At 64.2% G+C, this 12,209-nt stretch carries 9 protein-coding genes; 5 read left to right on the forward strand and 4 right to left on the reverse strand.

The features are described 5' to 3' along the window. Positions 1-244 precede the first annotated feature (244 nt). The 5 genes from Q0105_RS01610 (at position 245) to Q0105_RS01630 (ending at position 8,156) form a co-directional block, all read left to right on the forward strand. A complete protein-coding gene (locus Q0105_RS01610) occupies positions 245-1,705 on the forward strand; it encodes a mechanosensitive ion channel (protein ID WP_298208050.1) in 1,461 nt (486 codons plus the stop codon). Positions 1,706-1,774: 69 nt separating this feature from the next. After that, a complete protein-coding gene (locus tag Q0105_RS01615; RefSeq protein ID WP_298208052.1) occupies positions 1,775-4,420 on the forward strand; it encodes an ABC transporter permease in 2,646 nt (881 codons plus the stop codon). Between the two features lie 1,065 nt (positions 4,421-5,485). After that, positions 5,486-5,869, forward strand: a complete 384-nt coding sequence (locus Q0105_RS01620; RefSeq protein ID WP_298208054.1) for a RidA family protein — start codon at positions 5,486-5,488, stop codon at positions 5,867-5,869. Between the two features lie 86 nt (positions 5,870-5,955). Continuing rightward, the gene (locus Q0105_RS01625) at positions 5,956-7,011 is read left to right on the forward strand and encodes a PLP-dependent cysteine synthase family protein (RefSeq protein WP_298208056.1); all 1,056 of its coding nucleotides are present in this window, start codon (positions 5,956-5,958) and stop codon (positions 7,009-7,011) included. 59 nt (positions 7,012-7,070) lie between these two features. Beyond that, positions 7,071-8,156, forward strand: a complete 1,086-nt coding sequence (locus Q0105_RS01630; protein WP_298208402.1) for a carotenoid 1,2-hydratase — start codon at positions 7,071-7,073, stop codon at positions 8,154-8,156. 59 nt (positions 8,157-8,215) lie between these two features. Here the strand turns inward: Q0105_RS01630 and Q0105_RS01635 are convergent, their stop codons facing one another. The 4 genes from Q0105_RS01635 to Q0105_RS01650 all read right to left on the reverse strand — a co-directional run bounded on the left by Q0105_RS01635 (position 8,216) and on the right by Q0105_RS01650 (position 12,208). After that, a complete protein-coding gene (locus Q0105_RS01635) occupies positions 8,216-9,220 on the reverse strand; it encodes a branched-chain amino acid ABC transporter permease (RefSeq protein WP_298208058.1) in 1,005 nt (334 codons plus the stop codon). A gap of 12 nt (positions 9,221-9,232) precedes the next feature. Continuing rightward, positions 9,233-10,117 carry a branched-chain amino acid ABC transporter permease gene (locus tag Q0105_RS01640; RefSeq protein ID WP_298208060.1) on the reverse strand — a complete coding sequence of 295 codons (885 nt, stop codon included), beginning with the start codon at positions 10,115-10,117 and terminating at the stop codon, positions 9,233-9,235. 98 nt (positions 10,118-10,215) lie between these two features. Beyond that, the gene (locus Q0105_RS01645; RefSeq protein WP_298208062.1) at positions 10,216-11,412 is read right to left on the reverse strand and encodes an ABC transporter substrate-binding protein; all 1,197 of its coding nucleotides are present in this window, start codon (positions 11,410-11,412) and stop codon (positions 10,216-10,218) included. 70 nt (positions 11,413-11,482) lie between these two features. Next, the gene (locus Q0105_RS01650) at positions 11,483-12,208 is read right to left on the reverse strand and encodes an ABC transporter ATP-binding protein (protein ID WP_298208064.1); all 726 of its coding nucleotides are present in this window, start codon (positions 12,206-12,208) and stop codon (positions 11,483-11,485) included. Position 12,209: the final 1 nt, after the last annotated feature.

The raw sequence follows: 12,209 nt of genomic DNA on the forward strand, positions 1-12,209 counted from the left end.
GCCTTGCGAAGATCCATCCTCTCAGAGTGTTGGGCCTTCTCAAAAAGCCGGGGGCGATACAGCTGCCAGCAGGGGCTGCAGCGCAGCGCAGCGACACCTCCAATCGCTCAAATCCGCTAAAAGCCCCCAGCTGTAAACAAATGTCAAGAAAAAACCAATCGATCCGCAGGTCATGGCCCAGGGGTTGCGCTGAGCGCTCAGACCTTCACAATGACCCCGCTATCAATTGGAAACAGAGGGAAAAATGGATCTCAACACCTTCTCGACCGCGCTGCAGCAATCGCTGGGCGCGCACATTCCTCAAATCCTCGGTGCGCTGGCCATCCTTGTACTGGGTTGGCTGCTGGCCGTCATGGCGCGTGCGGGCGCGCGGCGGCTGTTGCGGCTGGCGCGGGTGAACCAGCGCATTGGCGAGAGCGCGGCCACGCCCATCGACGCCGAGACGCCCGCCGCCACCGCCGTGTTCTGGCTGGTGCTGATGGCCACGCTGGTGGCCGTGCTCAACACGCTGGACCTGACCCTGCTGTCCGCCCCCTTCGCCAGCCTGGTGCAAGACGTGGTGAGCTACGTGCCCCACTTGGTGGCAGGCGCGGTGCTGACGCTGGCAGCCTGGCTGCTGGCCACGGTGCTGCGTGCGCTGACCACACGGGCGCTTGGCGCGACGACGCTGGACGAGCGCCTGTCGGAAGAAGCGGGCATGGCCCCCATCAGCAAAAGCGCGGGCAATGTGCTGTTCTGGCTGGTGATCCTGTTCTTCCTGCCCGCCATCTTGGCGGCGCTCAAGCTCAACGGCGTGCTGGACCCTGTGCGCGATCTGCTCGCGCGGCTGCTGGCCTTTGTGCCCGGCATCTTCGGCGCGGCGGCGATTGCCATTGCGGGCTATGTGGTGGCGCGCGTGCTGCGCGGGCTGGTCACCAACCTGCTGTCTGCGGCGGGCAGCGACCGCATCAACGCGCGCGTGGGCCTGGACCCATCCGTACAAATCTCGCGCCTGGGCGGCACGCTGGTGTTCATCCTGGTGTTTGTGCCTTCGCTGATCGCGGCGCTGGATGCACTCAAGATCGACGCGATCTCGGGCCCTGCCACGGCGGTGCTGCACCAGCTTTTGTCGGCCGTGCCACACATCATTGCCGCCGCCGTCATCTTGCTGCTGACCTGGTACGTGGCCAAGTTCGCTGCCGGGCTGCTCACCAAGCTGCTGGAGAGCGCGGGCTTCGACAGCCTGCCCGCCAAGCTGGGCCTGTCGCACGCGCTGTCGGGTGCCACTAGCCCCTCGCGCCTGGCGGGCACGGTGGTGCTGTTCTTTGCGCTGCTGTTCGGCGCCGTCGAAGCGGCATCGCAACTGGGCTTCCACCAGGTGAGCGAGGTGGTGACCACGTTCATCGCCTTCAGCGGCGACATTCTGCTGGGCAGCGCCATCCTGGTGGTGGGCTTCTGGCTCTCGGGCGTGGCCGCCACGGCCATCCGCCGTGCCAGCCCCGAGGGCGGCAACCTGCCCGCCAACGTGGCGCGCTTCGCCATTTTGGGCCTGGTGATCGCCATGGGCCTGCGCGCCATGGGCATCGCCAACGAGATCGTGCAACTGGCCTTTGGCCTCACGCTGGGCTCCATCGCCGTGGCTGTGGCGCTGGCCTTTGGACTGGGCGGGCGCGAGGCGGCGGGCAAGCTGCTGGAGCACTGGCTCGCCAAGCTGCGCAAGGACTGATTCTTAGCCTCTGCCTTACCCACAAAGCGCCCCAACCCTGGGGCGCTTTTGTTTTTTGCAGGCCGCACAATGCAGCCCATGCTTGCGCTGCTTCGCACCTTCTCTTGGCAGGACCTGCGCCACCACCCTTGGCGCAGCGCAGCAGCGGTGGTGGCCGTGATGCTGGGCGTGGCGCTGGCATTTGCGGTGCATGTGATCAATGCATCAGCGCTGGACGAGTTCTCGCAGGCCGTGCGCGCCGTCAACGGCCAGCCCGACCTGGAACTGCGCGCCATGCAGGGCAACCTGCCCGAGGCGCTGTACGAGCGCCTGGCCACCCACCCAGAGGTGGCGCGCTCCAGCCCGTTGCTGGAGTTGTCGGCAACGGCGCAGGTGGCAGGGGACAGGCCCGCCACCCGCGTCCCGCTGCGCGTGCTGGGCGCCGACGCGCTGCTGCTGCCTGCCATGGCGCCTGCGCTCATGCCGCGCCCCTGGGAGGGCGCAGACCGCTTTGCCCTCTTCGCCCCGGCCACGGTGTTCCTCAACACGGCGGCGCTGCAGGCGCTGGGCCTGCCCACGGCCGCACCGCATGCCTTGCCCAGGCTCACGCTGCACACCGGCTTGCAGCAGCAGCCCCTTTCGGTGCAAGTGGCGGGCACTGTGGCGGCGGGCGGTGCACCGCTGGCGGTGATGGACATCGGCGCCGCGCAAGACCTGTTTGGCCGCGCGGGCGAACTCAGCCGCATCGACCTGCAACTGCAGCCCGGCACCGACCGCAGCGCGTGGGAGCGCGCCCTGCGCGCCCAGCCTGGCTGGCCCACCAACCTGGTACTGGCGCAACCGGGCGATGCCGCCCAGCGCATCAGCAACCTGTCGCGCGCCTACCGCGTCAACCTGACCGTGCTGGCGCTGGTGGCGCTGTTCACCGGGGCTTTTCTGGTGTTCTCGGTGCTGGCGCTCAGCGTGGCGCAGCGCGGGCCGCAGTTTGCGCTGCTGGCCGTGCTGGGCGCCACGCCGCGCCAGCGCCTGGCACTGGTGCTGGCCGAATCGGCCGTGCTGGGGCTGGTGGGCGGCGCGGCGGGCATTGCGCTGGGCACGGCCCTGGCCGCCACCGCGCTGCAACTGCTGGGTGGCGACCTGGGCGGCGGCTACTTTGCGGGCGTGCAGCCCGCGCTGCAATGGAGCGCCCCCGCCGCGCTGGCGTACGGCGCACTCGGCGTGGCCGCTGCGCTGGCAGGCGGCTGGTGGCCCGCCCGTGCTGCGCAGGCGCTGCCCCCCGCCCAGACCTTGAAGGGCCTGGACACCACCGCCAGCCAGGCGAGCAATGGTTGGGTTGGTATCGTTTTGATAGCTGCTAGCGCTTTATTGGCAAGCGCTCCATCCGTTTTTGGTATCCCATTGGCAGCCTATGCGGCCATCGGCCTGCTGCTGGTAGGTGGCATCGCCTTGCTGCCCTGGGGCATGGCACGGCTGCTGGCGGCGCTACAGCCTTTGGCGGCACGCCACACACTGCCGCTGCTGGCGCTGGAGCGCGCACGGCGCATGCGCGGTAGCGCGGCCATCGCCGTGGGCGGCGTGGTGGCCAGCCTGAGCCTGGCGGTGGCGCTGACGGTAATGGTGTCGAGCTTTCGCGGATCGGTGACGCAGTGGCTGGACGCCGTGCTGCCGTCGCCGCTGTATGTGCGCTCGGCCGTCGGCGCCGCAGGCACCGAGGCCGCACTGCTGCCCGCCGGTTTTGCCGAGGCCGTGGCCCAGTTGCCGGGCCTGGCGCGCGTGCAAGCCCAACGCGCCAGCCTGCTGCAGTTGTCGCCCACCCGCCCCGCCCTCACGGTGCTGAGCCGTCCGCTGGGTGACGACCCCGCACGGCAACTGCCCCTGGTGGGCGAGGCCCTGCCGGTGCCCACGGGTCACACGGGCATCTACATCAGCGAGGCGGTGGTGGACCTGTACGGCCTGCGCCCTGGCATGGCTTGGCCCGAGCTTTACAAGGCTTTTAGCCCCCTAGCGCTTGATGAACAAGCGCAAGCAGCTACATTTTTTATAGCAGGCATATGGCGTGACTATGCCCGCCAATCGGGCGCCGTGGTGATGGACCGCGCCGCCTGGCTGCGCCTGACCGGCGATGCCCGCACCAGCGACCTGGCGCTGTGGCCGCGCGATGGGGCGAACACCCTGGCGCTGCAAGCATCCATCCGCGCACTGGCGGCGGCGCAGGCGGGCCACGCGCCGTCAACCGATGCAATGAGTGCGGAGGACGGAAAGGAGGCGCTGGTGGAGTTCGTATCCTCCGGCGCCATCCGCGAGCGCTCGCTGCGCATCTTTGACCGCAGCTTTGCCGTCACCTACTGGCTGCAGGCCGTGGCCATCGCCATCGGCCTGTTCGGCGTGGCCGCCAGCTTCAGCGCCCAGGTGCTGGCGCGGCGCAAGGAGTTCGGCCTGCTCGCCCACCTGGGCCTCACGCGGCGGCAGATCCTGACCGTGGTGGCTGGCGAAGGCGCTGCCTGGACAGCGGTGGGTGCGGCAGCGGGCGTGCTGCTGGGGCTGGCGGTGTCGGTGGTGCTGGTGCATGTGGTCAACCCGCAGAGTTTTCACTGGACGATGGATTTGGCGGTGCCTGGGGGGAGGCTGATGGGGTTGTGCGCTGCGGTTATTGTGTCGGGCACCGTGACTGCATGGTTAGCGGGGCGAGCGGCAGCGGGGAGGGATGCGGTGATGGCGGTGAAGGAGGATTGGTAGGTAGGCAGAAAGGCCAAGACGGTACGGCAAGCCTTTGCGCGTTCCGTGTCCTATCGTTCGATCAGGGGTGGTTGGCAACCGCGCCCGATCCAACGAAGACACTGATCCGCGCCGCACAAATAGTCGTCTGTCATACTCCCAACGCCTCAGCCCCAGTACGCGAGAGGCGGCGACTTTGTCGATTTTGTTATACCTGTACGTTCATTCAGAAATATTGGCTAACTCGATGATTTACAACGATTTTTTCAATACGGGCGAGCTATGTTATCCAGCAGGAGCACTGGCATGTACGGTGAATTGCCGACTACATCAAAGTTAGGCTCCATGCAAGCAACTCGCCGCCCTCACTACTGGGCCGTGGACAGTCTGCACCTGTTCAACCGAGCCGATGGTCCCTTCTATCTCCAGCTGTCCAACAAGAGTGTTCTTGCACGGCTGAGGTCGCTCTGCGCCGGCAGTCGAGGGTATGAGAAGCATTTGTCGCAGTACCCTGCAGTGCTCTGCGCCCCGCTGGATCTTCTCTACCTCTTCCGGAGAGCAGCATGCACACTGGATGAAGAGCTCCTTCAAGATCTGCTTTTCTCGTATGGTTGGCGGGAGGCCAATTGGGGGGCTTGGCTGGCGGCTCTCGCTCCACGGTCCAGCTACGTTGTACATCTTCAACGCCTAAGACCGACGCTCCCACATGGAACTGCAGTTATCGACCTGGCTCATGCCGCTTCCAGTGGAGAAGGCGTCGCCGTTGACCTTGCCGAACACTGGACGTTGCTCTGCGAGGTTCGAGATCTAATTGCCCAATTGCCTGTTCTAGTCAGTCCGCTCCGCGTTGGCCCGACCGTAGAGGAAGAGGCATTGCTGAAAGTTGAAATGGACGCAGTACGAAAAGCGTACAAGAAAGGTGGAGAGGCCGAGGCAAGAAGGGCAATGCTGCAGCAGCATCTGAGCCTCTACTTTCGTAGCCATCTTGAATGGGCTCGCGGCCGTGAATACCATGGCGCCTAACCCCTCCGTCAAGGGGACTGGCCTGCGGCCAGCCCCTTACGTCGAACGTTGGGCGTCACACCCATGAACGAAGCCGAACTTGCCGCAGGGCTGCCATCCACCGCCCAGTATCAATACGCACAGCGCGTAGGTAATCAGTTGTTTATAGCGGGTCAAGTGCCCCATGACCGCCACGGGCAGGTGGTGGGCCTGGAAGACCCGAGTGCCCAAGCTCTCCAGTGCTTAAGCAACCTGAACGCCGTTCTGGCTGTTCACGGTTTCTCAGCTTCTGATGTTCGCCACCTTGTCGTCTACGTTGTCGGGGAACAAGCCAATCTCTCAGCGGCCTGGAAAGCCGTCGCAGAATCGTTCGATGGACAGGTTCCTCCAGCCACGTTGTTGGGCGTGGCAAGGCTGGGGTACACGGACCAATTGGTCGAGATACATGCCACAGTGATCAAGGCGTAGAGTTTCCACTCGAGATACAACGTGACGCCTCATTCCATTTCTAAATCATCCGTAGTCGGGTCCACCTCATTGACGACAATTCCCCCATGACCCTCCCCTCCCCCTGGCTCCATGAAGCCATCGCCCGCATTGAAGCCGACTACCAGCGCAGTGCCGACACGCACCTGATCCCGCTGCGGCTGCCCGCATTTGCGGCGCATGGCATCGACCTGTACCTCAAGGACGAATCCACCCACCCCACGGGCAGCCTCAAACACCGGCTGGCGCGGTCGCTGTTTTTGTATGCGCTGTGCAATGGCTGGGTGCGCGAGGGCTCGACCATCGTCGAATCGTCCAGCGGCTCCACGGCGGTGAGCGAGGCCTACTTTGCGCGGCTGCTGGGGCTGCCGTTTGTGGCGGTGATGCCGCGCAGCACCTCGCCCGAGAAGATCGCGCAGATCGAGTTCCATGGCGGGCGCTGCCATTTTGTGGACAGTGCGGGTGCGGTGTATGACGCTGCGCGCGCGATTGCCGAGGAGACGGGCGGCCACTACATGGACCAGTTCACCTATGCCGAGCGCGCCACCGACTGGCGCGGCAACAACAACATTGCCGAGAGCATGTTCACGCAGATGGCGCGCGAGCCGCACCCGGTGCCGCGCTGGATTGTGGTGGGCGCGGGCACGGGCGGCACCAGCGCCACGATTGGCCGTTATGTGCGCTACCAGCGGCATGCCACAGGGGTGTGCGTGGCCGACCCGGCGGGCTCGGTGTTCAGCGCCTACCACCGCACGGGCGATGCGCAGCTCACGGCGCCGGGCTCGCGCATCGAGGGCATTGGCCGCCCGCGTGTGGAGCCGAGCTTTATCCGCACGCTGGTGGACCGCATGATCGACGTGGCGGATTGCGAATCTGTTGCCGCGATGCGTGCGCTGTCGCAGTTGCTGGGGCGGCGTGTGGGGCCGTCCACCGGCACCAATTTTGTGGCGATGCTCACGCTGGCCAGCGAGATGCGCGAGCGGGGCGAACGCGGCTCCATCCTGTCGCTGCTGTGTGATGCGGGCGAGCGGTACCTGCCCACGTATTTCGACACCGGGTGGGTAGACCAAACGTTTGGCGACTGCTCGGCCGCGCAGCAGAAGGTGGATGCGTTGATCGGCTGAACGCCACCCACGACGCCGATTCGATCACCATGCACAGCGCCCCACGCCGCCAGTGGCTGATGTGGGCCAGCCTGCAGGCCGCCGGGCTGGGTACGTTGTGGCCGGGCACGGCGCAAGCGTTGCCTGCGCGCACGCTGAGTTTTCCGCGCGACCATGGCAGCCACCCGGAGCTGCGCACCGAGTGGTGGTACATCACCGGCCATGCACAGGCGCAGGGCCAGCCCTGGGGGTTTCAGCTCACGTTTTTTCGCTCGCGGGTGGATGCCGCACAAGGCCTGCAGTCGGCGTTTGCGGCCAAGCAGTTGCTGTTTGCACATGCGGCCATCACCGATGTGCAAGGTCAGCGCCTGCTGCATGACCAGCGCATTGCGCGCGCGGGTTTTGGCGTGGCGCAGGCCAGCGAGGCAGACACCCAAATCCGCCTGCACGACTGGACGCTGGAACGCCACGACACCGCGCACGGGAAGCCAGATTTCATGACCAGCCGATACACCGCCCGGATTGTCGGCAGCGATTTCGGTTTGAACCTGCAATTCGACAGCGCCCAGCCCGTGCTGCTGCAGGGTCAGCAAGGGCTGTCGCGCAAGGGGCCGGATGCCGCGCAGGCCAGCTATTACTACAGCCAGCCACAACTGGCCGTGAGCGGTACCCTCACGGTAGGGGGCAAGCGCATGGCCGTGGCCCCAGGCACAGGCCGCGCGTGGATGGACCATGAGTGGAGCGAGGCCCTGCTGCACCCCGAGGCCCAGGGCTGGGACTGGATCGGCATGAATCTGCACGATGGCAGCGCGCTCACCGCATTCCGCCTGCGGCGCGCGGACGGCTCGACGCTGTGGGCTGGGGGCTCATGGCGCGCACCGGGCCAGCCTGTGCAGGTGTTTGGCGCGCAGGCCGTGGTGTTCACGCCCCAGCGCATCTGGGCCAGCCCGGAGAGCGGCGCACGCTACCCCGTGCAGTGGCGGGTGCAGACGCCTGTGGGCCACTTTGAAGTGCGCGCCTTGCTGGACAACCAGGAGTTGGACAGCAGCGGATCGACTGGCGCAATCTACTGGGAAGGGCTGTCCGACCTGGTGGACAGCACCGGCAAGCCCGTGGGCCGGGGCTACCTGGAGATGACTGGATACGCAAAACCGCTGCGCCTGTGAAGGCAGCAGCGGTTTGAGGTGTAGAAGCCAGCCGCCGTGAGCGAGTGGCAACAATCGCGTTAGTGCTTTGCCGCAGAGCCGCCCGCACGGCGCTGTGCCAGCCACGCAATGATCTCGCCCATGATGCCGCGACGGAAGGCCAGCACGCAGATCACGAAGATCAAGCCCGTGACCATGGTGACCGACTCGCCCAGGGTCTTGAACCATTCCACGCTGGTCAGGGCGGCCAGCAGGTTGCCGAATTCGCCGATCTTGTTTTCGAGCAGCACCACCACGGCAGAGCCGATCAGCGGACCCGACAGCGTGCCCAGGCCACCCACCAGCGTCATCAGAATGACCTGGCCCGAGGCCGTCCAGTGCACATCCGACAGCGTGGCAAAGCCCAGCACCAGGGTTTTGAGCGAACCGGCCAGGCCTGCCAGCGCAGCCGACAGCACAAAAGCCAGCAGCTTGAAGCGGTGGGTGTCATAGCCCAGCGAGATGGCGCGGGGTTCGTTCTCCTTGATGCCCTTGAGCACCTGGCCAAACGGCGAGTGAATGGTGCGCACGATGAGCAGGAAGGCCAGCGCCACAATCACCAGGGCAACGTAGTACATGACCAGGTCGCTCTTGAGGTCGATCACGCCAAACAGCTTGCCGCGCGGCACGCCTTGCAGGCCGTCTTCACCACCGGTGAAGGGTGCCTGCAGACAGGCGAAGAACAACATCTGCGCCAGCGCCAGTGTGATCATCGAAAAGTAGATGCCCTGGCGACGGATGGCCAACCAACCAAACAGCAGCCCCAACAAGGCGCCACCAGCCGTGCCCAGCAGCAGGCCAACTTCAGGGGTGAGCCCCCAAACCTTGATGGCATGCCCGGCCACGTAAGCCGCACCGCCCAGGAAGGCCGCATGGCCGAAGGACAGCAGGCCGGTGTAGCCCAGCAGCAGATTGAACGCCGAAGCAAACAGTGCAAAGCACATGAGCTTCATCACGAAGACGGGATAGGCGCCGAGGAACGGGGCAGCAATCAGGGCCAGCAACAGCAGGCCATAACCAATGAGGGTGAGGTTCTTGGAATTCATGCTGGCAGCCCCTTATTTTTCTTTGCCGAACAGGCCGGCGGGGCGAATGAGGAGAACGATGACCATGATGACGAACACCACGGTAGAGGAAGCTTCAGGGTAGAACACCTTGGTGAAGCCTTCAATGACACCCAGGCCCAGCCCGGTCAGGATGGAGCCCATGATGGAGCCCATCCCGCCGATCACCACCACGGCAAACACCACGATGATGAGGTTCTGGCCCATCAGCGGCGTGACCTGATAGACAGGCGCGGCCAGTACACCGGCAAAGGCAGCCAGCGCAGCGCCAAAGGCGTAGGTCAGCGTCACCATCACCGGCACGTTGATACCAAAGGCCTCAACCAGGCGCGGGTTCTCGGTACCAGCACGCAGGTAGGCGCCCAGCTTGGTTTTCTCGATCACGTACCAGGTAGCCAAACACACGACGATCGAGGCGACCACGACCCAGGCCCGGTAATTGGGCATGATCATGAAGCCGAGATTGGTCGCGCCTTCGAGCAGCTCAGGCGTGTCGTAGCCCAGGCCCGACACACCGTAGATGGAACGGAACACGCCTTCGATCAGCAGCGTGAGGCCCAGCGTGAGCAGCAGCCCGTAAAGGTGATCGAGCTTGTAGATCCAGCGCAGCAACAGGCGCTCGATCAAGACCCCGAACAACCCCACCACCAGCGGCGCCAGAATCAGCATCCACCAGTAGTTGATGCCGAAGTAATTCATGGCCATCCAGGTGATCAGGGCACCGGTCATGAACAGCGCACCGTGTGCGAAGTTAATGACGTTGAGCAGGCCGAAGATCACAGCCAGGCCAAGACTGAGGATTGCATAAAACGATCCGTTGACCAGCCCCAAAAGGAGCTGGCTCAACAGGCCCGGCAATGAGACACCAAAGATTTCCATGGGAAGCAACAGGTGGAGTGGATTCAGATCAGACGGTGCCAGCACACCAGGCCGGCCCTTGCAGCGGCGGCCTGGTGCGTGGATGCCATCTCAGGGATTTACTTCCAGAGCGCGCACTTGCTCTCGGCTTTGGTGGTGAACACCGTGTCGCCGGGCAGCTTCTTGACGAGCTTGTAGTAGTCCCAAGGCTTGGTGGATTCGGAAGGCTTCTTCACTTCCATCAAGTACATGTCGTGCACGTAACGGCCGTCGGCGCGGATCTGGCCCGAACCGAAGAAGTCGTTCATCTTCGTGCCCTTCCACGTTGCCATCACCTTGTCGGCATCTACCGTCTTGGCGGCTTCCACGGCCTTCAGGTAGTTCATGGTGGCGGAGTAGTCAGCCGCCTGGATTTCAGTGGGCATGCGCTTGGTCTTCTCGAAGAACTTCGCTGCAAACTTACGCGTATCGTCGTTCAGGTCCCAGTACCAGCTGGTGGTGAACTGCAGGCCTTCGGTGTTGCGCAGGCCCAGGCTGTGCACGTCGCTGATGAAGATCAGCAGGCCGGCGAGCTTCATGGTCTTGCCGATGCCGAATTCCTTGGCGGCCTTGATGGCGTTGATGGTGTCACCGCCCGCGTTGGCCAGGCCCAGGATCTGAGCCTTGGAGTTCTGCGCCTGCAGCAGGAAGGACGAGAAGTCAGACGCGTTCAGTGGGTGGCGCACGTTGCCCACCACGGTGCCACCCTTGGCCTTGACCACTGTGCTGGTGTCGGCTTCGAGGGCGTGGCCGAAGGCGTAGTCTGCCGTCAGGAAGTACCAGTTCTTGCCACCGGTATCCACAATGGCCGAGCCCGTGCCCTTGGCCAGAGACACTGTGTCATATGCATAGTGCACGGTGTAAGGTGTGCACTGGTCGTTGGTGAGCGCAGAGCTGGCGGCGCCGTTGTTGATGTACACGCGTTTTTTCTCGGCAGCCACCTTGGCCGATGCCAGTGCCGTGCCGGAGTTGGTGCCGCCAAACAGCATGGTCAGGCCTTGGGTGTCGATCCACTCGCGGGCCTTCGAGGCTGCGATGTCGGCCTTGTTCTGGTGGTCTGCGGTGAGCAACTCGATGGGCATGCCCAGCACCTTGCCGCCGAAATCATCAATAGCCATCTGAATGGCCACCGCGCCGTTCTTGCCTTCCACGTCGGCATACAAGCTGGACATGTCGGTGATGAAACCGATCTTGACCTTGTCTTGCGCATGCGCAGCCGAGGTGGCCAGGCCTGCGGCGCCCAGCATCAGTGCCAACACTTTGAGTTGCTTCTTCATGGATATGTCTCCTGTAGGTGTGGTGGAAAAAAACGAGGATGAAAGGAAAAATGGACTTTGCGAGTCCGCGTCAGACGCCCAGAAGCTCATTGAGCACAGGCATCTTTTCATCGAGCTCAGCCGCGCCGAATTTCTCGACGATGCGGCCATGCTCCATCACGTAGAAACGGTCGGCCAGTGGTGCAGCAAAACGGAAGTTCTGCTCGACCATGACAACGGTGTAGCCCTTCTCACGCAGCATGGTGATCATGCGTGCCAGCGCCTGCACGATCACAGGCGCCAGGCCTTCGGAAATCTCATCAAGCAGCAGCAGGTTGGCCCCCGTGCGCAGGATGCGGGCAACGGCGAGCATCTGCTGCTCGCCGCCCGACAGGCGCGTGCCCTGGCTGTTCTTGCGTTCGGCCAGGTTGGGGAACATGGCATAGATCTCTTGCACCGACATGCCGGGCGTACCGGTCTTGAGTGCGGGAGGCAACAACAAATTCTCTTCGCACGACAGGCTGGAGAAAATGCCGCGCTCTTCGGGGCAATAGCCCACGCCCAGGTGGGCGATGCGGTGCGTGGGCATGTTCACGGTTTCCACGCCGTTGATCTTGACCGAACCTTTGCGTGCGCCGGTCAGGCCCATGATGGCCCGCATGGTGGTGGTGCGGCCCGCGCCATTGCGGCCCAGCAGCGTGACGACCTCACCAGGCTGCACGACGATGTCCACGCCATGCAGCACATGCGATTCGCCGTACCAGGCTTCCAGGTTTTTGATTTCAAGCGCAGGTGTCTTGGATGCTGTGGTCGCCATC

This window comes from Acidovorax sp. (genome assembly GCF_027492855.1).
Classification (GTDB): Bacteria; Pseudomonadota; Gammaproteobacteria; order Burkholderiales; family Burkholderiaceae_C; genus Acidovorax.